Origin of the sequence: Thermococcus cleftensis (assembly GCF_000265525.1) — an archaeon.
GTDB lineage: Archaea > Methanobacteriota_B > Thermococci > Thermococcales > Thermococcaceae > Thermococcus > Thermococcus cleftensis.
In genome coordinates, this window is record NC_018015.1 from 79,095 (window position 1) to 102,751 (window position 23,657).

24 protein-coding genes and 1 CRISPR repeat array (1 of these 25 only partly in view) are annotated in these 23,657 nt (G+C 56.0%); of the genes, 13 read left to right on the forward strand and 11 right to left on the reverse strand.

Annotated features, from left to right (window positions below; genetic code table 11):
• Positions 1 to 62: 62 nt before the first annotated feature.
• On the forward strand, positions 63 to 1,067 hold the full coding sequence (locus CL1_RS00430; protein ID WP_014787942.1) for a phosphorylating glyceraldehyde-3-phosphate dehydrogenase: 1,005 nt from the start codon (positions 63 to 65) through the stop codon (positions 1,065 to 1,067).
• On the opposite strand, the gene CL1_RS00435 is transcribed toward CL1_RS00430, so the two are convergent.
• Entirely contained in the window at positions 1,068 to 1,349 is a 282-nt protein-coding gene (locus tag CL1_RS00435; RefSeq protein ID WP_014787943.1) for a DUF167 family protein, read from the reverse strand.
• A 59-nt stretch (positions 1,350 to 1,408) separates the two neighbouring features.
• Between CL1_RS00435 and trmY the strand changes: the two genes are divergently transcribed.
• Complete coding sequence (gene trmY, locus CL1_RS00440; protein WP_014787944.1) at positions 1,409 to 2,017, forward strand: tRNA (pseudouridine(54)-N(1))-methyltransferase TrmY; 609 nt, start codon at positions 1,409 to 1,411, stop codon at positions 2,015 to 2,017.
• On the opposite strand, the gene CL1_RS00445 is transcribed toward trmY, so the two are convergent.
• The 3 genes from CL1_RS00445 to CL1_RS00455 form a co-directional block, all read right to left on the reverse strand.
• Positions 2,014 to 2,502, reverse strand: a complete 489-nt coding sequence (locus CL1_RS00445; RefSeq protein WP_014787945.1) for a DUF402 domain-containing protein — start codon at positions 2,500 to 2,502, stop codon at positions 2,014 to 2,016. The two genes, trmY and CL1_RS00445, sit on opposite strands and share 4 nt — an antisense overlap.
• Positions 2,503 to 2,539: 37 nt before the next feature.
• On the reverse strand, positions 2,540 to 4,252 hold the full coding sequence (gene glyS / locus CL1_RS00450) for a glycine--tRNA ligase (RefSeq protein ID WP_014787946.1): 1,713 nt from the start codon (positions 4,250 to 4,252) through the stop codon (positions 2,540 to 2,542).
• Between the two features lie 86 nt (positions 4,253 to 4,338).
• Positions 4,339 to 6,606, reverse strand: coding sequence for an alpha-amylase family glycosyl hydrolase (locus CL1_RS00455; protein WP_014787947.1), 2,268 nt, complete (start codon positions 6,604 to 6,606; stop codon positions 4,339 to 4,341).
• 179 nt (positions 6,607 to 6,785) lie between these two features.
• Between CL1_RS00455 and CL1_RS00460 the strand changes: the two genes are divergently transcribed.
• From CL1_RS00460 to CL1_RS00480, 5 genes are all read left to right on the forward strand, one after another.
• Positions 6,786 to 7,016, forward strand: a complete 231-nt coding sequence (locus CL1_RS00460; protein ID WP_014787948.1) for an LSm family protein — start codon at positions 6,786 to 6,788, stop codon at positions 7,014 to 7,016.
• 19 nt (positions 7,017 to 7,035) lie between these two features.
• Positions 7,036 to 7,224, forward strand: coding sequence for a 50S ribosomal protein L37e (locus CL1_RS00465; protein WP_014787949.1), 189 nt, complete (start codon positions 7,036 to 7,038; stop codon positions 7,222 to 7,224).
• 99 nt (positions 7,225 to 7,323) lie between these two features.
• Complete coding sequence (locus tag CL1_RS00470) at positions 7,324 to 8,694, forward strand: MATE family efflux transporter (RefSeq protein ID WP_014787950.1); 1,371 nt, start codon at positions 7,324 to 7,326, stop codon at positions 8,692 to 8,694.
• A 55-nt stretch (positions 8,695 to 8,749) separates the two neighbouring features.
• Positions 8,750 to 8,971, forward strand: a complete 222-nt coding sequence (gene vapB / locus CL1_RS00475; RefSeq protein ID WP_014787951.1) for a type II toxin-antitoxin system VapB family antitoxin — start codon at positions 8,750 to 8,752, stop codon at positions 8,969 to 8,971.
• A gap of 120 nt (positions 8,972 to 9,091) precedes the next feature.
• Positions 9,092 to 9,376 carry a type II toxin-antitoxin system VapC family toxin gene (locus tag CL1_RS00480; protein WP_237266257.1) on the forward strand — a complete coding sequence of 95 codons (285 nt, stop codon included), beginning with the start codon at positions 9,092 to 9,094 and terminating at the stop codon, positions 9,374 to 9,376.
• Here CL1_RS00480 and CL1_RS00485 read toward each other — a convergent pair.
• Genes CL1_RS00485 through CL1_RS00500 form a run of 4 tightly spaced genes read right to left on the reverse strand, consistent with a single transcriptional unit; the run spans position 9,357 to position 12,659 of the window.
• Positions 9,357 to 10,451 carry a VIT1/CCC1 transporter family protein gene (locus CL1_RS00485; protein ID WP_014787953.1) on the reverse strand — a complete coding sequence of 365 codons (1,095 nt, stop codon included), beginning with the start codon at positions 10,449 to 10,451 and terminating at the stop codon, positions 9,357 to 9,359. The two genes, CL1_RS00480 and CL1_RS00485, sit on opposite strands and share 20 nt — an antisense overlap.
• A 48-nt stretch (positions 10,452 to 10,499) precedes the next feature.
• Positions 10,500 to 11,636, reverse strand: a complete 1,137-nt coding sequence (locus CL1_RS00490; protein WP_014787954.1) for a tRNA (guanine(10)-N(2))-dimethyltransferase — start codon at positions 11,634 to 11,636, stop codon at positions 10,500 to 10,502.
• A gap of 46 nt (positions 11,637 to 11,682) precedes the next feature.
• Positions 11,683 to 11,949 carry a 50S ribosomal protein L35ae gene (locus tag CL1_RS00495; protein ID WP_014787955.1) on the reverse strand — a complete coding sequence of 89 codons (267 nt, stop codon included), beginning with the start codon at positions 11,947 to 11,949 and terminating at the stop codon, positions 11,683 to 11,685.
• A gap of 41 nt (positions 11,950 to 11,990) precedes the next feature.
• Positions 11,991 to 12,659: a haloacid dehalogenase gene (locus CL1_RS00500; protein ID WP_014787956.1), complete on the reverse strand. Its 669-nt coding sequence runs from the start codon at positions 12,657 to 12,659 to the stop codon at positions 11,991 to 11,993.
• A gap of 91 nt (positions 12,660 to 12,750) precedes the next feature.
• On the opposite strand from CL1_RS00500, the gene pepQ reads away from it, so the two are divergent.
• Positions 12,751 to 13,797: a Xaa-Pro dipeptidase PepQ gene (gene pepQ, locus CL1_RS00505; protein WP_014787957.1), complete on the forward strand. Its 1,047-nt coding sequence runs from the start codon at positions 12,751 to 12,753 to the stop codon at positions 13,795 to 13,797.
• A gap of 56 nt (positions 13,798 to 13,853) precedes the next feature.
• Positions 13,854 to 14,927, forward strand: coding sequence for an mRNA surveillance protein pelota (locus CL1_RS00510; protein ID WP_048151639.1), 1,074 nt, complete (start codon positions 13,854 to 13,856; stop codon positions 14,925 to 14,927).
• Here the strand turns inward: CL1_RS00510 and CL1_RS00515 are convergent, their stop codons facing one another.
• The 3 genes from CL1_RS00515 to CL1_RS00525 are packed head-to-tail and all read right to left on the reverse strand — an operon-like array spanning position 14,928 to position 17,110.
• The gene (locus tag CL1_RS00515) at positions 14,928 to 15,920 is read right to left on the reverse strand and encodes an AIR synthase family protein (protein ID WP_014787959.1); all 993 of its coding nucleotides are present in this window, start codon (positions 15,918 to 15,920) and stop codon (positions 14,928 to 14,930) included. It lies immediately after the preceding gene.
• Positions 15,889 to 16,710 (reverse strand): DUF7411 family protein, encoded by an 822-nt coding sequence (locus CL1_RS00520; protein ID WP_014787960.1) that lies wholly within the window; start codon positions 16,708 to 16,710, stop codon positions 15,889 to 15,891. Before CL1_RS00520 ends, CL1_RS00515 begins: the two co-directional genes overlap by 32 nt.
• A 37-nt stretch (positions 16,711 to 16,747) precedes the next feature.
• On the reverse strand, positions 16,748 to 17,110 hold the full coding sequence (locus CL1_RS00525) for a DUF4870 domain-containing protein (protein ID WP_014787961.1): 363 nt from the start codon (positions 17,108 to 17,110) through the stop codon (positions 16,748 to 16,750).
• A gap of 211 nt (positions 17,111 to 17,321) precedes the next feature.
• Here CL1_RS00525 and CL1_RS00530 point away from each other — a divergent pair, with 211 nt between their 5' ends.
• The 4 genes from CL1_RS00530 (at position 17,322) to CL1_RS00545 (ending at position 21,242) form a co-directional block, all read left to right on the forward strand.
• On the forward strand, positions 17,322 to 17,549 hold the full coding sequence (locus CL1_RS00530) for a FeoA family protein (RefSeq protein WP_014787962.1): 228 nt from the start codon (positions 17,322 to 17,324) through the stop codon (positions 17,547 to 17,549).
• 10 nt (positions 17,550 to 17,559) lie between these two features.
• Positions 17,560 to 19,536 (forward strand): ferrous iron transport protein B, encoded by a 1,977-nt coding sequence (gene feoB, locus CL1_RS00535; protein WP_014787963.1) that lies wholly within the window; start codon positions 17,560 to 17,562, stop codon positions 19,534 to 19,536.
• A 9-nt stretch (positions 19,537 to 19,545) separates the two neighbouring features.
• A complete protein-coding gene (locus tag CL1_RS00540; RefSeq protein WP_014787964.1) occupies positions 19,546 to 19,815 on the forward strand; it encodes a DNA-binding protein in 270 nt (89 codons plus the stop codon).
• Positions 19,816 to 20,000: 185 nt separating this feature from the next.
• On the forward strand, positions 20,001 to 21,242 hold the full coding sequence (locus tag CL1_RS00545; RefSeq protein ID WP_014787965.1) for a sugar phosphate nucleotidyltransferase: 1,242 nt from the start codon (positions 20,001 to 20,003) through the stop codon (positions 21,240 to 21,242).
• A gap of 178 nt (positions 21,243 to 21,420) precedes the next feature.
• Positions 21,421 to 23,657: direct repeats of the CRISPR family, unit length 30 nt; unit sequence ATTTCAATTCTCCCAGAGTCTTATTGCAAC; it runs 328 nt beyond the window's last position.

Consider the following 23,657-nt stretch of genomic DNA (forward strand, 5'->3'; position numbering starts at 1 on the left):
TTTTCACCACGAGTGAAAACAAGGCTTAAGTATTTTACCGCTGTAAAACTCCTGGTGATAGCATGAAGGTGAAGGTGGGAATCAACGGCTATGGGACAATAGGCAAGCGCGTCGCCTACGCCGTAACGAGACAGGACGATATGAAGCTCATCGGTGTGACAAAGACCAAGCCCGACTTCGAGGCCTACCGCGCGGCGGAGCTCGGAATCCCGGTTTACGCTGCCAGCGAGGAGTTCCTGCCGAGGTTCGAGAAGGCCGGCTTCGAGGTCGCGGGCACTCTAGGCGACCTCCTCAACGAGGTTGACGTAATCGTAGATGCCACCCCCGGCGGAATGGGTGCGAAGAACAAGGAGCTCTATGAAAAGGCCGGCGTCAAGGCGGTCTTCCAGGGCGGTGAGAAGGCGAGCGTTGCGGAGGTTTCCTTCGTGGCCCAGGCCAACTACGAGAAGGCCCTAGGCAAGGACTACGTCCGCGTCGTGTCGTGCAACACGACGGGCCTGACCAGAACCCTCAGCGCGATTCAGGAGTACATCGACTACGTCTACGCGGTGATGATTAGAAGGGCCGCCGATCCGAATGACACGAAGAGGGGTCCGATAAACGCCATAACGCCGAGCGTCACCGTTCCGTCCCACCACGGACCGGACGTCCAGACAGTCATTCCAATAAACATCGAGACCTCGGCTTTTGTAGTTCCGACCACGCTCATGCACGTCCACAGCATAATGGTCGAGCTGAGGAAGCCGGTGGAGGCGAAGGACGTCGTTGATATCTTCGAGAACACCACGCGCGTCCTCCTCTTCGAGAAGGAGAGGGGCTTTGACAGCACGGCCCAGCTCATAGAGTTCGCCCGCGACCTTCACCGCGAGTGGAACAACCTGTACGAAATAGCGGTCTGGAAGGAGAGCATAAGCGTCCGCGGGAACAGGCTCTTCTACATTCAGGCTGTCCACCAGGAGAGTGACGTGGTTCCTGAGAACATCGATGCGATAAGGGCCATGTTCGAGCTGGCAGATAAGTGGGAGAGCATAAAGAAGACGAACGAGAGCCTGGGGATTTTGAAGTGACTAGACCTTCAACTTTTTCTTAATTTCCTCCGCGCTCAGCCCGACGAGCAAATCCTTCTCCCTGCTCGCCTCTCCGCGGATTATCTTCACTTCAGTCCCGAGAACCTTCGAGAGGAACTTCACAAGTTCCTTATTCGCCTTTCCCTCAACCGGTGGCGCCTTTATCTTCACCTTCAGCCTTCCGCGCCACTTGTCCACGCCCTCAATTTCGTTCCTCTTTGCCTTCGGCTGGACGTACACCAGCAGGAGCGTTCCGTCCTTGGTTTCCTTCAGGAACTCCATTCCACCACCCGGAAATGGTGAGGTTAAGCCATTTAAACCCCTTCGCTCTACCCGGCACCATGAGGACCTTCATAATCAAGGCGAACGAGGCCCACACGAGGGCGGATTTCAAGCTGAGCGACCTTCCAGGAACGAGCGGCAGGATAGACGTGCTGTGCAGGTTCCTCAACTCCGCCTTCCTGCTCTCCCACGGCTTCAGAAAGAACGTCCGCGTCTGGCTCCTCCTCTACGGCCCGCCGAACCCGCCCAAGGCGATACGCTTCGAGGGCCCAAAGCTGAGGGTTCGCCTCAACCCCGACGAGAGGAGCACGGCGAAGCTGATAATGAGGGCCCTCAAGGCAGGTGAAGGCCTCAGGGAGCCGGGGAAGGAGGTCGAGGTGTACCCCGGCCTGTACGTGAGCAACAGGACCTTCGAGGACGTGGTGAGGCTCACCCTCAAGGGCTCGGCCCTCTACTACCTCCACGAGGAGGGAAGGCCGGTGAGCGAGGTGTCGTTCCCTCCCAACGTCGCCTTCGTCCTGGGTGACCACAGAGGTCTGAGCGGGGAGGACGAGGCCTTCCTCAACGGAATAGCGGAGCGGGTGAGCGTCGGGAGGAAGAGCTACCTGGCCTCCCACGTGGTCGCTTACGTGAACATCTTCCTCGATTCCCTGGAGAACCCGCCCTAGTACTTCCACACCACCTCCGGCGGAAACTCGCCGCGTTTAAGCCTTTCGAGTATCTCCCTCGCGACGGAATAGGCAAAGTCGAAGGTATCCCTGTCAATTACGCCGTAGTTGAGGGCCATCTCAAGCTCGTCCTCGTCGAGGAGAAACGCTCTTCCGTCCGGAAAGACAAAGATGTCAAGGAAAAGGTCGAGCATCTCTATCGTGTTTCCTTCGCGCTTCGTGTAGGCCAGGACATCGACGTAGAGGCCCTTGAACTCACCGTTTTCGTCGTAGACCTTCAGAACGTCGTAGTTCTCCCCGATGAAAGCGAAGTAGAGCATAGTGTAGCCGTTCCGTATTACCTCAACGCCGTTCACCTTAAGAGGGACCAGCATTCCCTCAAAGCGGGATTTCGCGATTACCACCTCTCCCAAATCCGCGACGACATCATCGTCCCTCTCGAGAATCCTGTTGGGAATTCGCCGGTAGATGAGGTGGATTTTCATGAGAGACACCAGAAAGGGTATTGAAGAAAAGGAGAGCTCACTCCCCAAAAATCAGCTCCCTGAGCTTCTCCGGCAGCTTTTCAATCTTCACCCTTATCTGCTCCCTCGTGTCGCGGTCCCTTATCGTCACCGTGTTGTCCTTGGGCGTCTGGTTGTCTATCGTCACGCAGTAGGGCGTTCCAATCTCGTCGTAGCGCATGTAGCGCCTGCCGACGGTGTCTTTCTCGTCGTAGACCGCTATGAAGCCCGCCTTCTGGAGCTTCCTAAAGACGTCGTAGGCGATGCTCCTAAGGGGTTCTTTGGCCACGAGCGGCAAAACCGCGACCTCAATCGGCGCCATGTCCTTCTTCAGCCTGAGGTAAGTCCTGTCTTCCTCTATGACGAGGCTGTTCTCAAGGAGCAGGTAGAATGGCCTGTCTATTCCGAAACTCGGCTCGAGGACGTGCGGGACTATCTTCTCGCCCGTTACCTTCTCCTCGACCTCCCTGATTATGAAGTCGTCCCTTTCAAGCTCGTAGCCGTCGATTGTAATTTTGCCCTCCTTCTCGAGCTTCTCAACCAGCTCGCGCTTCTTCTCCTCGTCCCAGTCCATTATTAGCTCGTTTATCCTCTTGGCGTCCTTCTTGAGCTTCGGCCCGACGCGCTTCATGTTGAGGCTCACTTTGAGGCGCTTGACTATCTTGGGCTCGTCGTAGTGGATCAGCACGGTCAGATCTGCCCCGCTCATCTTCATGTGCTTGCTCAGGTCGTAGTCGCCCCTGTTGGCTATACCAACACACTCAACCCAGCCGAAGCGCTCGCTGTGTATCTCGGCGTCCCAGGTGTCGCGCGAGTAGTGCGCCCTCTCCTCGGGCAGCTGCTGGCGGAACCTTATCTTGTCCTCGGGAATGCCTATGTCTAGGAGGACGCGCTTGACCATGACCATGTAGTAGGCGAAGAATGTGTTCATAATGTAGCCCCGCTTTACCGCCTCCTCGGCGGTAAGCTCAATAATGCCGAGGTTCTTGAGCTGGTGCTCTATCGGGTAGAGCCTGAGCTTTTCGTCCTTGACCTCGTCAAAGTGTGGGTGCTCGCTTTCCTTCGGGTTGAAGAATATCTCAGCCTCCGCCTGCGTGAACTCCCTGAGGCGTAGCATGCCCTGCCTCGGTGAGATCTCGTTGCGGTAGGCCTTGCCGATCTGGAAGACGCCGAAGGGTAACTTGTTCCTCGCGAAGGCGTTCAGCCTCTTGAAGTTAACGAAGATGCCCTGTGCAGTTTCGGGCCTCAGGTAGCCCTTCTGGTCGCCGTAGGGGCCTATCCTGGTCTCGAACATGAGGTTGAAGTACCAGACGTCGCTCAGCTCGCCGCCGCACTCGGGACAGCGGACGTCGTGCTCCCTAATGAGCCGGGTGAGGTGCTCCGCGCTCATTCCCTCGGTGTCTATGCCGAGGGCCTCCTCGACGAGGTGGTCAGCCCTAAACCTGGCTCCGCACTTTCTGCACTCCACCAGCGGGTCAACGAACTTCTCGACGTGGCCGCTGGCGATGAAAACCTTCTCGGGCGTTATATCCGGCGTCTCCAGCTCGAAGAAGCCCTCCCTCTGGAAGGCTTCCCTGATTTTCTGCTCTATCTTTCTCTTTATCGTCGCACCGAGCGGGCCGTAGTCGTAGAATCCTCGTGAACCGCCGTAGATTTCAAAGCTACCCCATGCAAAGCCCCGCCTCCTCATCAAATCCTGAAGAACCTCATACTTATCGGGCTTCTCTCCCATGCTCTACCACCTGAAACTGGAGTAAGGCCAGCTCATAAAAAGCTTTTGGGGCGGGAATCGTCAGAGTGGCGAAAGAAAAGAAAGCCTCAGGGGCCGATCATTTCCAGCACGAGAACCCCCACTGGGGGAACCTCCACGGCTCCTGAGAGAACCGCTCCCGACCGGTTCTCGGGCCATACCACCCTCCACTCCCCCGCGGGTAGCTCCAGCTCGGCGGGCTTCCTCCAGCTGTTCGCCACGACCAGAACCTCGTCGTCGTGTCCCCTGAAGAAGGCCATGACTCCGCCGCTGGCGCGGTAGAACCTTATCTTGCTGCTCCTGAGCGCGGGGGTTTTCTCCCTCAACTCCGCCAGGGCGCGGTAGTGATCGAGAACTTCCCAGTTGGCGGTATCCCACTGTATCGGGTAGCGCTGCTCGTCGTGGTGGTTCTTGTTCCCGAGCAGGCCCCTCTCGTCGCCCTGGAAGGTCACCGGCGTTCCCGGGAGGGTGTAGAGGAGCGTCGAGAGAAGCTTGAGTCTCTGGACGGACTCGTTAGACGGCACGTCGCCGAGAGAACCACCACCGAGGTCAGTCAGAACCCTCGAGGTATCGTGGGAATCGACGAGGTTGAAGCCCATGGCCGCGACGTTCTCTCCATAGGACGCGTAGTACCTTCCCATCATCTTCATCGCGGCCTCGCCGCTGAGGTAGCCCCTGGCGTAGTTCAGGAGTATCTCCCTGCCGAGGGCGTAGTTCATCAGCGAGTCAAAGCGATCTCCCTGAACCCACTCCGGCGAGAGCGTCCATATCTCTCCGACGAGGTAGGCATCTGGGTGCCTCCCCTTAACCCGCTCCCTGAGCTCCCGGAAGAACTCCTTCGAGTCAAGGACTTCGTTGGGGACGTCCACCCTAATGCCGTCGAAGCCGAAGTCGAGCCAGTACAGGGCCGCCCCGATGAGGTACTCCCTCACCTCTGGATTCGTCGTGTTGAGCTTCGGCAAACTGCCTATCCCCCACCAGCCGAGGTAGGCGTTCCCGTCGCCCAGCCTGAAGGGCCACTCCTTCACAAAGTACCAGTCCCAGTACGGGCTCTCTCTGCCCCTCGAAGCAACGTCCAGGAAGGCCCAGTGGCCTATCCCGTTGTGGTTGGGAACGAAGTCGAAAATTACCCGGATCCCCCTTCTGTGAGCCTCGTCCAGGAACTCCCTGAGCTCCTCCTCGGTTCCGAACTGCGGGTCGAGGCGGTAGTAGTCGTAGACGTCGTAGCCATGGGCGCTGCCGGCCAGGAAAATCGGGTTCAGGTAGATTATCGTCACGCCTAGGCTCTGGAGGTAGTCGAGCTTCTCGGTTATGCCCCTTATATCCCCTCCGAAGTACTGGTGGCAGCAGTGGAGGGGCGTTATGGGGTCGCTCCAGTCGGAGAGGATCGGCCTCTCGTCGGTGAGCTCGTTGAACCAGAACTCGTCCGTCTGAAGCGCGAGGGGATCGTTACTCTCGTCCCCGTTGTTGAACCTGTCAGGGAATATCTGGTATGCTATGCCATTGCTCACCCATTCGAGCTGGGGGAACCTGTCCACGCCGTCGAAGCGGAAGAACGGGCTCTCGCTAGTGTTGAGGGCGGCGAGTAACTCGCCGTCGGCCGACGTGACCGCTATGTAGTAGGAGAAGGGCTTAACGAACGGAACTTCGGCGCGCCAGATCTCACCGGAGTCCCACCAGAGCTGGAGTTCCATCGTGTAGTTCCCCCCGTCCGTGACGAGAACCGCGGACCTGACCGTGCCCAGCTTCACACCGATCCTCACTACCGTCCTGTTGTCCGCGACGCTCAGGTAAGCAGGGTTTCCGGGGTCAAACTCAATCTCAACCCCCTGCCTTCCATTGACTATCCTCACCGCGTTCTTTCCGCCGTAGCCATCGTCGGCGTAGCCGTCCGCATCGGGATCAACGGGATTCCCTCCGTTTCCGGTGGCCATGTCCTTGACCCACTGGCCGTCTATGAAGTACTTGTACTCGTACCTGCCGGGGGCGAGGCAGATTTCTATTCTCCAGGTGCCGTTGTTCAGCTCCATCGGCCACTCGGCCCAGCCGTTAAAGCTCCCACGCAAGCTGACCGAGCCGACCGACTCATTGCCCGGAACGTAGCGGAAGACGACCGGAACCCTGCCTGGAGGGCAGGCCTCGCCGGGACCGAGGTAGAGGGGAGTGTAGTTCCCCCGCGGCAGCTCCAGCCGTATCCCCCCGGAAGGGTACTGCGCTGAGATGTCGGTTAGAGAAGACATTTCAGTCCCGGTTCCCGTCGATGAACCCGGAGAAACGCAACCACTGGCCAAGGCGGCGAGGAGGAGAACTATTACCGCAAGACCCTTCACCTTCATTGACTCCACCGTAATCACCGTGGGTGATACAGGATTATATGTCTTTCTGGGAATGCACCGTGGGAGGAACTTCAGTCCGGCCGGGAAGAAACAGCCTCACCGAGCGGAAGAACGGAAAGAGTTATAAACCGTTCCCCTCGTTTAGGCTATGAGCTTTGATTATTTGGAGGTGCGTGAAAATGGCGGAAAGACCACTCGATGTTATCCACAGGTCCCTTGATAAGGACGTGCTCGTGCTCCTCAAGAGGGGTTCCGAGTTCAGGGGGAGGCTCATCGGTTACGACATACACCTGAACGTCGTCCTCGCCGACGCCGCTCTCATTCAGGACGGCGAGGAGGTTAAGAGGTACGGTAAAATCGTCATCAGGGGAGACAACGTTCTGGCCATCTCCCCGGTCGAGATTGAGTGAGACCCCGGAGGTGTGAGCGATGGGAAGCGGAACAGAGCCGAAGGGCAGGAGGAACCACACTCCGACTCACATCAGGTGCAGGCGCTGCGGAAGGCGCGCCTACAACGTCAAGAAGGGCTATTGCGCTGCTTGTGGCTTCGGCAGGAGCAGGCGCATGAGGAAGTACCGCTGGTCCCACAAGTGGAAGAAGAAGAGGAACCTCCTCTGAACCCTTTTCTTTTAACCCTACCGTCGTGTTTGCCCCCTCCTGTCCACCGCAACGCTTTTTAACTTAAACGTTCTTCTTTTCGTTTAGAGGGACGTCTTAATGATACACCTCAACGAGGAGCAGAGAAGGCTGTGGAAGTTAGCGTGGCCGGCTATAATGGGCAACATCTCCCAGACGCTTCTCAACCTAGTGGACATGATGATGGTCGGCCAGCTCGGGTCCCTAGCCCTGGCCGCGGTTGGCCTCGGTGGCCAGGTTAGCTGGTTCATGATGCCCATAATGGCGGCCGTCGCTACCGGAACCCTCGCGCTGGTGGCCAGGTTCGTGGGGGCAGGGGAGGGAGACAAGGCCACCCTCACCCTCGAGCAGAGCCTCTACCTGGCTTTCCTCCTCGGGATCCCGGTCATGCTCTTCGGGTGGGTCTTCGGAGACGACATTCTGAGGATAATGGGGGCGAAGCCGGACGTAATCGCTTTGGGCTACGAGTACATCAAGGTACTCTTCGCCTTCTATCCGATCCGCTTCGCAGGCTTCACCGCCTTCTCGGCTCTCAGGGGTGCTGGTGACACGAAGACCCCGATGAAGCTCGGTATCCTAATGAACATCATAAACGCGACCTTCGACTACCTCCTCATCTTTGGAAAGCTGGGCTTCCCAGAGCTCGGTCCCGTTGGAGCCGCCTGGGCCTCAGGGCTGGGTATAACGACGTCGTTCCTCCTCGGCCTCTACCTCCTCTGGAGCGGAAGGCTGGTGCTCCAGTTCAAGCCCAGCTGGAGCTTCCACCCCGAGATGGCGAGCAGAATCCTCCGCATTGGCGTGCCCACGATGATAGAGCGCGGCATCTTCAGCTTCTACAACTTCCTCTACATGAGCATAGTCACGCGCTTTGGAACGGTCGCGTTGGCCGCCCACCAAGTCGGCCTCAGGGTGGAGAGCATAGCCTACATGCCGGCCTTTGGCTTCAACGTGGCCACTTCCGCCCTCGTTGGCCAGAGTCTCGGGGAAGGAAACCCCGAGAAGGCCGAGCGCACCGTTTATGAGGCCCTCAAGATGGTCGGGGTTTTCATGGGGATCATGGCGGTCGTGATGATAGCCTTCCCGCGCTATCTCGTGATGCCTTTCCTGAACCCAAGTGATCCGAACTACAATGAAGTCCTCCGCCTGGCGAGCATCTACCTGATAATAGTCGGAATAAGCGAGATTCCGCTCGGCTGGCTCTTCGTCCTCGGAGGTGCGCTGAGGGGAGCTGGCGACACGAAGACCCCGATGTACATAACGGCGATAAGCAAGCTCCTCTTCCGCATAGTGCCGGCTTACCTTCTCGGGTTTGGCTTCACCATAGGCCCGATACACTTCGAGGGCCTCGGAGTAATAGCGGCGTGGATAGCGATGAGCCTCGAAACCTTCACCACCGCGGCCCTCTTCTGGTGGGCGTTCAAGAGGGGCAGGTGGAAGTACGTGAAGGTGTGACGGTAACGTTGATATCTCCGTAATGCGTTAATGCGTTCTTGTAAACGGTGGTTGTGTGACCGTGATAATCATTCGCGTCCCGGACGAGCTGAAGGAGAAGATGAAGAAGTACGACATCAACTGGAGCGAGGAGATACGGCGGTTCATAGAGCAAAAGATTAGAGATGAAGAAAAGGCAAAATTGCTCGACGAAATTGACTCCTTCCTCAAAAGCGTCCCCACGCTTGAAAGAGGAAAGGCCACAAAGCTCGTGAGGGATTCCCGTGATAGTAATTGACACGTCCGCCCTCATAAAGTATCTCCTGAAAGAGGGGGGTGGGAGACGGTTTCGGAATTCCTTAGAAAGAGCGGGGATCTGGCCTAGCTGCAAATGGCGCTGATTGAGGGTGCTAATGCCGTGTGGAAAAGGTACAACCTGTACAAGGACGTATCCATTGAAACCGCCCGGAAAATACTGGACTATCTCCACGCCACCGAGGGTATAACACCGTACGAAAATCCGCTTCAGTATCTCTCAGAGGGGAAGAAAATAGCCCTGGAGCACAAAATCACGGTTCACGACGCCCTCCACATAGCCCAGGCCCTCAAGTACGGCAGGCTCGCCACCAGCGATGAAAAGCAGGAAAAAACAGCGAAAAAGCTCGGCGTCGAGGTGTTCTATCTTAAAGCGCCGAGACGTTGAAGAGGGCCTCCATCAGCCTTCCGAAGAGATAGCTCAGGAACGCCGCACCCAGGCCGGTCGCCACCATCTCCGCGACCTTCTTCTTTATGGATATTCCAGATAGGAGTGAAATCAGGGTCGCCACCACCGCCAGAGCCGAGCCGGCAAGGAGTATAGAGAACGGAAGCGCGGTTAGCGAGCTGGAGGCGAGGAAGTACGGAGTGACCGGGAAGGCGACACCCAGGAGGTACGAGAGCCCCGTGTAGAGGGCCGCCCTTATCTCGTTCTCCTCCGCCTCGGGAAGGAGGAGCTGCATTATCGCCTCGCTGTTGTCCGCCAGTTCACCTGCCACCTCCCTCGCTACCTCTTCGGGCATTCCACCCTCGACGAGCTTCTCCACCAGCTCTTCAGCGGCCCTCTCGGGGGAGACCCTGAAGAGAACCTCCATCCTGTCGCGTATTGATTCCTTGATCTGCCTCTGGGAGCGGACTGAAACAAACGTCCCTATGGCCATCGAGAGCGCGCCGGCAACACCGACGATCAGACCGCTTATTCCAACGAGCTGGGGGTTGTTCGGGTAAACCGCGGAGAGACCGGTGACGGCACCGAGTATCTCAACGAGACCGTCGTTCATGCCCAGAACCAGGTCGCGGGTGTTCTCGACGTGGAAGCGCTCCTTGCTCTCGTAGAAGAACTTCTCGTGCTCCAGCTCGTCGAGGATAACCTCTTTGATCTCCTCCAGCTCTTCCTCGCTGAACCTGTCGGCGTAGGTGGTGAGATACTTGAAGTACTTCTGAATTGCACTGTTCTCGCCCATCTCGAGGAGGGAAGCCACCGAGCCTGGGCCGAGGAGCTTCCTCAGGAGCTTGACCGAGAAGACGGTCAGCCTCTTCACGGAAGGTCTTGGAACCTCACCGCCGCGCCGCTTTATGAAGTCGTGCCAGAACTTGGCGTGCTTCGATTCTATGTTCGAGAGCCTCAGGAATTCCTTCCTTATCTCCTCGTCCTTCTCTATCTTCGCCAGCTGGGCGTAGAGAACCGAGTCAGCGTACTCGTCCCTGTAAAAGTCCCTCGCGAGTCTTATCATCTCGTCCATTCCCTCACCCCTCAATAGAGAACGGTGAAGTGGTTAAATGGATATCGGCTACTTCAGGGACTTTATGGCCTCAATCACAGCATCGAAGGGTGCGTCCGTTTTTATTGCGGTGGGGGAGAAGTGCGTCCTCGTCGCACGGTAGCCGGTTTCACGTAGGGCATCGATTACATCGGCGAGCTTCCCGACCTGAAGGCCGTTCCTCCTCGCGAGGGCGTGGGTGTCGTAGTGGAAGGGGAGGTCGAGTTCTTCGGCGAGGGTTTCGAGGAAGGAGAGCGTTTTTTTGTGGGCGAGGGCTTTCTCCTTGGTTAGGGTGAGCATCTCCTCCACGAATTCCTGCTCCTTGAGGGGACCGAGCCAGAGAGGACCGTGTGAGGGTACCCTCTCCGGGAGAAAACCTGTTTCGTACTCGAAGCGGCCGCTGGCTTCCTGCATGAGGTAGCCAAGCATGGAAACGCTCCTGTCAGCCTTTTTCGCACCGCTTCTGAGCCTTAAAAACGCTCTGAAGTAGTGGTCGCGGTAGTAGGCGAGGAGAACCTCGACGCCGAGGTCGTACTTCGCCGCGTATCTGACGACCGTCCCTATGAGAATTCTAAGCCCGGCCTCGTGGCAGAGCTCGCCCCTTATCGGCTCGGCGAGGTACTTCCTCCTGCAGGCCTGCCTGTAGGCCCCACATAGGACGCCTGTGTCTGTAGCTGTTACCGCCAGAACCCCCCGCCTTTTCACGCTCCTCAAGGCCGTGTCGAGGAACTCGACCGGCGAACCGAAGGGGTCCAAGTCCAGAAAGTCGAAGTAGCGGAACTTCTCTGCCATCAGCCTGTTGGCATCGTCGTGGTTGGCCACCACCGTTTTCTCGCCGCGAAAGACGAACCTTCTCTCACCGAGCATCTCACCCTCAACACCGAGGTTCCGCCTGGCGTTTTTCAGAATCAGGCGGAATGCATCTTCGCTTATGTCGTTCAGCCAGACCTCCCCCGCTGGGGTCTCGAGGGCGTAGCGGATGCCCCTTATCCCGGTCGCGGAGAGGGCGTCGAGAACCCTTTCGGGCTTGATCACGCTAACGGCCAGGACGCTCACGTCCCTGTTGAGTGCCATCACGGGGTTGTAAAAGACCGGGGCGTCGTATATCCTCTCAGCCTTTGGGACAAGTATTCTCGCGGACCCCTCGCGCACCTCAACGAATTCCATTCTCTCACCGGAGAAAGAAAAGGTTGAAGGGTTTAAAGGGTTGCGCTCAGAGAATCTCAACGTAGTCCCCAAGGGCCTGGCCCGGCAGGCCGGGCTTGAAGTAGGCCTTGACCTCGCCCCTGTTGCCGTGGGGCTTGAGGATCTTGCCGTACATCTTCCTGCCGGTAGGGGTTCTCCAGACGACCTTCCTGCCTATGAGCCTTGAGGCCGCGTTCCTGTCGTCGATGCCGAGGGGCTTCAGAATCATGTGGTGGTTGTCCTGGTGCTCCTTGGTTCCGGCGTAGGCAAGGACGAGAGCCTTTCCCCTGGCCATCGCCCTCACCCCCACCGAAGGGGGTTCGCGGGGTGGAATTTTTAAGTTTTATCCCCTCCGGCGAACGCCGAGAGTCCCTCGTCTATCTCCAGGATCTCTCTGAGAGACTTGATTTTGAGGAAATTCTGTCTCTCGAACAGGAGCGCAACATCGCTCTTGTAGGGGGAAGCCTTCTGGACGAGGAGGGTGTTCTCGTCGAGAATGTACGTGAACCTGCTCGGACTGTCGTCCACCCAGACGAAGGGCTCGTCGGGGTACAGCTCGCGCAGGTTCTCGAACTTCTTGAGCATATCTTTGGTGCCCCTGAATGTTATCACTTCGTCGAACTCGTCGTACCAGTCCGTCTTCTTCATGAAGATTACCTTCCCGCCGGGGTAGGTGTGCTCGCCGGAGAAGCTGATGACGTAGCGGCCCCTTTTCCTGAGCGTCCTGATGACGTTCCTCGAGTGGGGGAAGTCCTTGATGTACCTCGGCATGAGCTTGTAGTACTCGTGTATAGTCCCCTGTGCCACCAGCTCGTGTATAACCCCGAGGTACTGGTATGTGAGCTTTCCCTTGATGAAAAGGAACAGGGCCTTATAGTAATCGTCATAGAGGTCGCTCTCTATCACGGCTGGAATTGTCTTCTCAATGGCTATGCGGAGGGCCTTCTCGACAGCCCCGGTGCTGTCCACGAGCGTCCCGTCGAAGTCAAAGAGGTAGACCACCATGGATTAAAGTATCACTCGGGGAGTTATAACCTTTCCTGAACCCGAAAGGGTTTTATTGGGCGCGAGATTACAGGGAACGGGTGGTTGCCACATGAGGATTGAAAAACTCAAGGAGTTCATAACCGAAAAAGAACTTGACGGCGTTCTAATAACCGGGAGGGAAAACCTCTTCTACTTCACCGGCTCATCACCCGTCCTCGGTGGATACCTCGTCGTCACACCTGACGATGCCATCTTCATCGTCCCCGAACTTGAATATGAGGAAGCCAGGGAAAGCTCCAAAGTTCCGGTCGAAAAGTTCAAGACAGGGAAGGAGCTCTACGAGAGGCTTTCGTCCTTCAAGCTCAGGAGGCTCGGAATAGAAGGGAGGACCAGCTTCTCCACGGTGCAAACCCTCAGGGAGAAGGCGGGTACCGAGGACTTCGTAAGCATTGACGACGTGATACGGGACCTCCGCATAGTAAAGACGCGGGAGGAGATAGAGGTCATCGAGGCCGCCTGCAGGATAGCGGACCAGGCGATGATGGCCGCGCTGGAGGAGATCAGCGAGGGCAGGCGCGAGAGGGAGATAGCGGCGAAGATGGAGTACGTCATGAAGATGAACGGCGCCGAAAAGCCGGCCTTCGACACTATAATAGCCAGCGGCTGGCGCTCTGCCCTGCCACACGGTATAGCCAGCGACAAGAGGATAGAGAAGGGCGACCTGGTTGTCATCGACGAGGGAGCGCTCTACAGGCACTACCACTCGGACACCACGAGGACGATAGTCGTCGGCACTCCTAACGAGAAGCAGAGGGACATCTACTACGCCGTCCTTGAGGCCCAGAGGAAGGGAGTTGAAGCGGCCAGGCCGGGAATGACGGCAAAGGAACTGGACACCATCGTCAGGGACGTTATCAAGGAGTACGGTTACGGCGACAACTTCATTCACTCCACCGGGCACGGCGTCGGCCTGGAGATCCATGAGTGGCCGCGCGTGAGCCAGTTTGACGAGACGGTGCTCAAGCCGGGAATGGTGATAACCATCGAGCCTGGAATATACCTCCCCAAGTTCGGCGGGGTGAGGATAGAGGACACCGTGGTCATAACCGAGAACGGCGCGAGAAGGCTCACGAGAACGGAGAGGGAGCTGATTTAGGCCCCTCCTAACAACTTTTTAAAGGCCATCGCCTACTCTTCTCTGGGGGTGAGCGGGTGCAGATAATCCACCAGGACGTCAAGGAGGGCAAGGTGAAGGTCAAGGCCGAAACCCTCGATGACCTCTGGCACCTCTACCACATCATAGACCCGGGCGATGTCGTTTACGCCAAGACACTCCGCAAGCAGAGCCAGCGCTCGGACTCGCTCAGGGCCGAGAAGGTTGAGGTCATTCCCGTCTTCCTTGGGGTTAGGGCCGAGAAGATAAACTTTCACAAGTTCGCCAACCAGGTCCGCGTTACAGGGCCGATAGTCTACGCCAGCAGGGACGACGTTCCCCTCGGCAAGTACCACACGATAGCGATTGAAGAAGGCACGGTCGTAACGATTCAGAAGCCCCGCTGGAAGGAGCACCACATCGAAAGGCTAAAGGAAGCGGTTGAGGCCTCTAAGAGAGCGCGCGTGATGATAGTCGTCATAGACGACGGCGAGGCCGACATGGCGATAATCCGCGAGTACGGAGTCGAGATACTCAAGGGGATACGCTACAACCTCGGGGGGAAGCGCTACGCCACCAACCGCGAGAGCGAGGAGAAGAAGTTCTTCCACGACGTGGCGAAGAGCATGGAGGAGATAATCAGCCGGGAAGGCATAGAGCGGGCCATAGTTGCCGGCCCCGGCTTCGTCAAGGAGGACTTCTACAAGTTCCTGCGCGAGAACTACCCCGAGCTGGCCAAGAAGGTGGTCATCGAGGACACGAGCGTTACCGGAAGGACGGGCATCTACGAGGTCATAAGGCGAGGGACCGTCGATAAGGTCTACCACGAGAACAGGGTTGCGAAGGAGGTTCAGCTCGTCGAGAAGGTGCTGGAGAACATAGCGAGAAACAACGGTTTAGCTGCCTACGGTCTCAAGGAAGTCGAGGAGGCCGTCAATTACGGTGCGGTTGAGACGCTTCTCGTTCTCGACGAGCTGCTCAAGGGCGAGAACAGGGAGAAGATCGAGGAGCTGATGGAGGCCGTCCGCTACTCCCGCGGCGAGGTGGTCGTGGTGAGCTCGGAGCACGAGGGTGGGGAGAAGCTAAAAGCGTTGGGCGGCCTGGCGGCGCTGCTGAGGTTCAGGGTGAAGTGATCAGCCGTACAGCTCCACGTAGGGGTCGCCCTCAAAGACCGGAAACTCCTTCTCCTCTCCGTTTTCGATTAGGAGGCGTTCCTTATCCTCGGTGAACTCTCCAATCTCGAACGCCCCAATTCCATTTTTGTTTAATTCTGTAATTAAAGCATCAACCTTCCCGGGCGGTGTTATCGCTATCAGCGTTCCAGTGGAGGAGACGCTCCACGGCTCAAGGCCGTAGAAGTCAAGAACCCTCTTTACGAGGGGGTCGAGCTGGAGCTTCTCGGCGTAAACCCTGAAGCCCAGTCCGGAGTTATCCGCCACCTCGTGGAGCGCCGTTAGGCCCCCTTCGGTGGCGTCGTGCATGCCCCTGACGAAGGGTCTGGCCGTTAAGGCGTCGGGGACGACGGTTTCAGACCTGAAGTGCTCCCTGAGCCTTGCTATTTCCCTGAAGCTCAGGAACTTTCTCAGTTCCTTTTCACGGAAATACGCGGCGGAAACAGCAAACTCAAGGCCGACTTTGGCCGTGACGAGTATCCTGTCGCCGGGCCTCGCGAGTGGAAGTTTCAGCCCGTCCTTCCGCACCAGCCCCATAACGGTTGTTGTGCCAGTTGGCTCCCTGATCGATGGATAAACCCCTGTGTGGCCTCCTATTATGGAACTCCCGTAGCGCCTGCACTCCGCGTTCAGCTCACGCATCACCTTTTCCAGAAAACCCTTCCCGCTTCCGGGAGGGAGGAGCAGATCAAGGACGAGCCACCTCGGCCTCGCCCCGAAGACGGCAACGTCGCTCGATGCAAAGTGGTAGGCGAAGAAGCCGAAGGTTTCCTCCGGAACGCCGAGCGTTGGATCCGTCGCGACGACGAGGTAGTGACTTTCATCGTATTCGAGCACCGCCGAGTCGAACCCCTCCCTCGGGCCGTGGATTATCTTCGGATCCTCGATGCCGAGGTTCGGGAAGACTACCTCCCTCAGCACGTCATTCCTCAGCTTTCCGGGCGGAAGTTTCACCTTCCTTCCCTCCGAACCTTGAGACGACGCGCCTTACCTCCCCGAGGGTTTCCTCATTGCAGTCCCAGCACATCACCTCGAAGCTCGGAACCCTCACGCTCACGCGGACCTTCCTCGCTCTGGCGATTTTGCTCACCTCGTAGTTCACCCTGTAGGCCAAGTCCATGAGCTCCTCCGTGACGACCTCCTCGCGGTCGATGTACTGGAGCGGACAGCCCTCGCGCCACTGCCTCCTCCTCGCGTGCTCGTACATGCGGTAGGGCCTTATTCCCGCCTCCTCGGCGAGCCTTTCCACCTCCTCGGCGGTGTACCTTATCAGCGGCCTGAAGAAGGGAACCCCGATTCGGGGTATGTCGCAGAGCCTTATATCGCCTTTGCACTGGTCAAGGAGTGCGCCTATGATCTTGTCGTTGGCGTTGTCGCCCTTGGCTAAGACCTCAAAGCCGTTGTTGAGGGCGAACCACTTGGCGTTCCATAGCATGACCTTCTTGCAGTTTATGCAGATCGGCCCCTTCCTTCCGGTTGCCTCGCGGAGGAGGCCGTCCGTAACATCAACGAGGTAGTGCTCGATGCCGAGTTTTTTTGTAAAGCCCATCGCCCAGTTCAGGGTTTCCCTCCAGCTCCAGCGGTGGAAGAAGGTCAGCGCGGAGACGTCCAGGCCGGCTTCTTTTAGGAGGTAAAGAGCCAGGCTCGAATCCTTTCCGCCTGAAAAGAGGACAAGGATTCGTTTTTCGTAGAGGCCGTTCTTCCTCGAGAACTCTCTGACGTCTCTAATTACCCTTTCAATCATGGAAAAAAGTAACCGGGGAGGCTTAAAAATCTAAGCCTCAGACGTTCACCTTTCCGACCCACTCCTCGGCCAGGTCTCCGACGACGGGGAACTTGTAGCGTTCGCCCTGGTATGCTTTAACCATTCCCAGTATCCAGAGGGCGAGACCGAGGATCCAGAGGAGCCAGGAAATTATGCCGCCGATGTACGGAATGAATCCGAAGATCACTTGAAGCACCGTGATGCCTATGAAGGTTATCAACGATTGCATCGCATGGAAGCGGACGAAATCGCTCTCCTTCTCAAGCACCAGGAATACTATCCCCGTAACCCACCAGACAAGGTAGGCAAGCATTCCCTCGACGTTCTCGTCCAGGCCGAGGGAGGTCTTCTTTGGTTCCCCGCGTGGGGCTTCACTCATAAAGCACACCTCCCAAACTCAACTTTCTATATTCGTCCAACTCCTTAAATACCTTTCCTGCATCTGGTTTTCTCAGTTGCAAAATTGGCGAAGCCTTTAGAACCTGAAAATTTTTGATTTCAAACTTCTAAGTTGTGTTAGGCTCACCAAAGCTTTTTAAGGCTCTCGAGGGAGTTGGATATTGAATTAGGACAGCCTAACGGTGATGCTCATGATTGTACCCCTAAATGCACTCCGCCCCGGGGAAAGGGGTATCGTCGTGAACGTGCTCGGCGGACCCGCTGTCAGGCAGAGGCTGGTGGCAATGGGCCTGACCCCCGGAGCGCCGGTTCAAATAATCGAGGCCCACAGCTACGGGCCGATAATCATCTCCGTGGGAGGCGTCAGGTTCGCAATAGGCAGGGGAATGGCAGGCAAAGTGATGATCAGGAAGCTGTGAGGTGCTCCCGATGATGAAGGTGGTCGCCCTCGCAGGAAACCCGAACGTTGGCAAGACGACCATATTCAACGCGCTGACCGGACTGAGACAGCACGTTGGCAACTGGCCCGGCGTGACCGTGGAGAAGAAGGAGGGAGTGCTGGAGTACCAGGGGCAGAGGTTTCTTGTCGTGGATCTGCCCGGTACCTACTCCCTCACGGCCCACTCGGTGGACGAGCTCGTGACGAGGGATTTCCTCCTCAAGGGGAGCGCCGACGTGGTCGTGAACGTGGTAGATGCGACCGCGCTTATGAGGAACCTCTTTCTCACGATGGAGATACTTGAGATGGGCCTGGATAACGTCATAATAGCCCTCAACAAGCTCGACCTCGCAGAGAAGCACGGGATAGAGATAAACGTGAAGCGAATGGAGGAAACCCTGGGCGTTCCTGTTGTTCCGCTCAGCGCCAAGGAGGGAGTGGGCTTAGAGGAGCTGAAGGAAAAGATATACCAGATGGCCAACGGACTTCTTAAAGAACGCCCCGTGATTCCCCGCTATGACCCGGAGGTCGAGAGGGAGATAGAGCACATAACTGAGGTTCTCAGGGGTACACCGCTAGCGGAAAAGTACAACCTCCGCTGGCTCGCGGTAAAGCTCCTCCAGCGCGACGACGGCGTGATAAAGCTCGTTCTGAGGCACCTCGGGAAGGAGAAGCTCGACGAGATAATGGGCCACATAGCCGAGGTGGAGGAGCGCTATAAGAGGGCGATGGACCTCATAATAGCCAGCCAGAAGTACGAGTTCATAGACGGCCTCATGCACCGCTTCGTGAGGTACACGAAGGCAGAAGGCGAGAGCCTGAGCGACCAGCTCGACAGGATCCTGACGCACCCGGTTTACGGCCTGCTCGCCCTCTTTGGGGTCTTCTACCTGATGTTCAAGTTCGTCTTTGCCGTCGGCCTGCCGCTCCAGGAGCTCCTTGATGGAACGTTTTCGGCCTTTGGCGAGTGGCTAGCGCCCCACATAGCAAACGAGACTCTGAGGGGCCTTCTAGTGGACGGTGTAATAGCCGGCGTCGGCTCGGTTCTGAGCTTCTTCCCGCTCGTGTTCCTCCTCTTCCTGGCACTCTCGGTGCTCGAGGACGTTGGGTACATGGCCAGGGCCGCCGTCGTCATGGAGAGGATAATGCGCAAGTTTGGCCTTCCAGGGAAGAGCTTCATTCCCCTGGTTCTCGCCTTCGGCTGCAACGTCCCCGCCGTGATGGCCACCAGAACCCTCGACGAGGAGAGGGACAGACTGCTGACCATGCTCGTGAACCCCCTTATACCCTGCTCTGCCAGGCTCAGCGTTATAAGCTTCCTCGCAGGGGCGTTCTTCACAGGGCATCAGGCGCTGGTCGCGGTGAGTATCTACGCCACCGCCGTGCTCCTGGCCTTGCTCATGGCCTGGCTGATAGGAAAACTGGTCGTCAAGGGGGAGGAAAGTCCGTTCATCATTGAGTTACCGGAGTACCTTATCCCCTCGTGGAGAACCGTGATGCTCCACTCCTGGGAGAGGAGCAAGGAGTTCGTCAAGAAGGCCGGAACGATAATCCTCCTCGGCTCGATAGCGATATGGTATCTCAGCAACTACCCCGTTCCGATAGGCACTGGCGAGAGCTACGCCGAAAAGCTGGGCATGTTCTTCGAGCCCTACATGAAACTGATGGGCCTCGACTGGAAGGCGGCAGTTAGTCTGCTGTTCGGAATAATCGCTAAGGAGAACGTCATATCGACCTACGGGATAATCTACGGAAGCGAGGAGGCAATAGTCGGTGCCATGACGCCGCTCCAGGCCTACGTGCTCGGCATGGTAACGACCCTGTACGTGCCGTGCATAGCGACGATAGCCGCGATAAGGGCCGAAAGCGGCTGGAAGTGGGCGGCCTTCACGGTGGTTTATATGATGGTCCTGGCGAGTATCGTGGGAATCCTGATATGGAACATCGGGACTGCCCTGGGCTACTGAGGTGTTGGAATGCTGGAGAGGATCCTGGAACTCTTGGAGAAGGGGAAAAGTCTGGACGAGATAGCGAAGGAGCTGGGGGTTCCAAGGGACGAGGTCGCCGGCGCCATGGAGGTGCTGGCAGACCTCGGTTACCTGGAGCGGGTGGAAGTGGGGGAGAGCCCCTGCGCCACCTGTCCCCTTAAGAGCGTCTGTCCCGGCTCCTGCTTCCGCTTCAAGGGGAAGGTATATCAACTCCCAGATTTCAGGCTCGACTGGAAGGACAGGGTATCGAAACCGTGATTGGCCCTTGCAGGGCTTATATTTTTTCCGCAATTAAACCCAATTTTTGGGGCAAAACACTTATGTGGGGCCTAAACGCGGATTTTTCGAACTTTTCACCGTCAGTTAAATCCGCCACCGCGGGTTATATATTTTATGGCCGTAAAACATATAAAACCCCCCGTCGAAATGTAGACGGTGATACCATGAAGGCGGTTATTCTTGCAGGTGGTTTCGGGACGAGGCTGAGGCCAATCTCATCGACCAGGCCCAAGCCGATGGTCCCGGTTCTCGGAAAACCGAACCTCCAGTACATCCTTGAGAGCCTGGAGAAGGTCCAAGAGATAGATGAAGTCATTCTCTCGGTTCACTACATGAGGGGAGAGATCAGGGAGTTCATAGAGGAGAAGATGGTCGATTACCCGAAGGATATAAGGTTCGTCAATGACCCGATGCCGCTCGAAACCGGCGGAGCGCTCAAGAACGTTGAGGAGTACGTGAGTGAGGACTTCCTCGTCATCTACGGTGACGTTTTCACGAACTTCGACTTCAGGGAGCTCATCGAAGCCCACAGGAACAACGACGGCCTCATAACGGTCGCGGTGACCAAGGTCTACGACCCTGAGAAATACGGTGTCGTCGAGCTGGACGACGGAAACAGGGTGACCCACTTCGAGGAGAAACCCCACAGGCCCAGGACCAACCTCGTCGATGCAGGCATCTACGTCGTGAACAGGAAAGTCCTCGAGGAGATACCGAAGGGCAAGGAGGTCTACTTCGAGAGGGAGGTACTCCCGAAGTACGTCGCCAGGGGCGAGGTCTACGCCCACAAGATACCGCGCGGGAACTACTGGATAGACCTCGGAACCCCCGAGGACCTCTTCTACGCCCACCAGGTGGCGATGGACGAGATAACCAGGGAGAACGGCTACTTCGTCGTCAGGGAGGGGACCGAAGTCCCGGAGGACGTCGAGATACAGGGCCCGGTTTACATAGACGAGGGGGTCAAGATCGGGCACGGCGTCAAGATAAAGGCCTACACCTACATAGGCCCGAACACCGTGGTGGAGGACAGGGCCTACCTCAAGCGCTCGATACTCATCGGCCACGACGTGGTTCGCGAGAGGGCCGAGATAAAGGACAGCATTCTCGGCGAAGGTGTCGTCGTCGGGAAGAACGTTATACTCAAGGAAAACGCCGTCGTCGGCGACTACGCAAGGATATACGACAACCTCGTCATCTACGGCGCCAAGATACTGCCCTGGAAGAAGGTCGAGGAGTACGAGGCCTACATCAGGATAAAGCTCGACCCGACCAAGGTGAGGCCCGGCGCCACGCCGGAGCGCTGCCCGCTCGGCCTGCCCGAGTGCATCTACACGAAGTTCAAGGCCATCGCTGGAGAAAAGCCGCCCTGCGACGAGTGCATAGAGAACCAGTGGCTCTTCTGATGCGCTTTTCAAATTTTCTGTCCGTTTCTGGCCAGTAAGTTTTATTTTTAATCTTAGAACACACTAGGCGCCTGGCGATATTCTGGTCTCCTCGATTTTGTCAATTCGATAGTGCACGACAGCCGATCCAGCCCAGGATATCAATATAAGAAGATCATGCCCAAAATCAAAACCCTCCCTTTCAATTCTCCCAGAGTCTTATTGCAACGTGATGACGCCCCACCACATCTTTTTAGTTTATGTTACTTTCAATTCTCCCAGAGTCTTATTGCAACGGGCTTCATGAACGGCTCATTCTCCTTTCAATTCTTCTTTCAATTCTCCCAGAGTCTTATTGCAACCAGCTTTGAAATGCTCGCGAGGAAGTTCGACATCCCCACTTTCAATTCTCCCAGAGTCTTATTGCAACCTGGGTTGGCGTCAAGATAATACAATGCCCCCTCCCCTTTCAATTCTCCCAGAGTCTTATTGCAACTGTGCTGTGGGCCTTTGCAAAGACTCTCTCCTATGTCACTTTCAATTCTCCCAGAGTCTTATTGCAACCTGCCTACCGTAACGGCCTTGGTAAACTGCGTTTCCCCTTTCAATTCTCCCAGAGTCTTATTGCAACGAAGCGGTTGATTTGGCTCAACCGCTCATCAACGTATTTCAATTCTCCCAGAGTCTTATTGCAACGCGAAAATTTTTGATTTTTTGGCACAGAAAGTTAGCAATTTCAATTCTCCCAGAGTCTTATTGCAACACACCACGGTCGCCCACCTTCCGCTCAATCCTGAATTTCAATTCTCCCAGAGTCTTATTGCAACTCAAAAACAAAACCACCGTTCCCGCCGTTCCCCTTATATTTCAATTCTCCCAGAGTCTTATTGCAACCCATCATAACCGCCATACTACTCCCCAACATAACCATTTCAATTCTCCCAGAGTCTTATTGCAACTAGCGGCTGACCCACAAGTTAAAGCCGCTAATCTGGTATTTCAATTCTCCCAGAGTCTTATTGCAACCTCTCTTCTTATAAAAGGTTTACTTCCAGTGGAACCACATTTCAATTCTCCCAGAGTCTTATTGCAACTCCATGGCCCCGGCCAATGCGATGAACGCGTCGGCCAATTTCAATTCTCCCAGAGTCTTATTGCAACAGAGATAAAGGGGAAAGCCGCTACAAACCTGGAAAAATTTCAATTCTCCCAGAGTCTTATTGCAACACCGCCGACTACAAGTTCTACATCGTGCCGAATCCATTTCAATTCTCCCAGAGTCTTATTGCAACAAAATCCTTGAGCGCGTGTTCAAGGAGGCAGTGAAGACATTTCAATTCTCCCAGAGTCTTATTGCAACCCGCTATGGCGAGTATCCCTACACTTGCCTGCAACTCATTTCAATTCTCCCAGAGTCTTATTGCAACGGGCGCTCAAGACTGCTTTATGATAAAACCCCGATACTATTTCAATTCTCCCAGAGTCTTATTGCAACGCGCAGTAAAAACAGTGCCCGACTGCCTGGAATAATGCATTTCAATTCTCCCAGAGTCTTATTGCAACCTCTGGCCTTGGCCTTATCTTTAACCTTCAGCTTCAATTTCAATTCTCCCAGAGTCTTATTGCAACTTCCGTTCTGCTTGAAGTATTCAACGATAACTTCAATTTCAATTCTCCCAGAGTCTTATTGCAACAGGACGTTGAGCGGGTGAGGGAACTGAGGGAGACTTTATTTCAATTCTCCCAGAGTCTTATTGCAACAGCCTCTTATGCACTGAACCAGAATTCTCCAGAATTCATTTCAATTCTCCCAGAGTCTTATTGCAACAAAATCCTTGAGCGCGTGTTCAAGGAGGCAGTGAAGACATTTCAATTCTCCCAGAGTCTTATTGCAACGCTTAAGTAGGCGTTGCCTTCTTTTGTTACATAATAATTTCAATTCTCCCAGAGTCTTATTGCAACACCTTATCTCTCTCACTCATTCTCGCTCACCTCTCGATTTCAATTCTCCCAGAGTCTTATTGCAACCATCTTGCCGTCTTTCTGCTAAGTTGGTGGCAAATTCATTTCAATTCTCCCAGAGTCTTATTGCAACCGAGACAGACGTTCCAAATAAAATGGAACAGAAATTTCAATTCTCCCAGAGTCTTATTGCAACTTCTGGAGGTTTGGACTAAGGAGGCTGACGGCCACCCCATTTCAATTCTCCCAGAGTCTTATTGCAACGACCATCGCCGCAAGCCTGCCCTTGTGTGCTTCGTCATTTCAATTCTCCCAGAGTCTTATTGCAACACTAAAACCGCCTCGCTCGATTGGGTTTGTGGTGAAAGTGATTTCAATTCTCCCAGAGTCTTATTGCAACGGCCTGGAGGAGTTTGCAGGCGCCGTAAGTTCCGTAGATTTCAATTCTCCCAGAGTCTTATTGCAACCTATGAC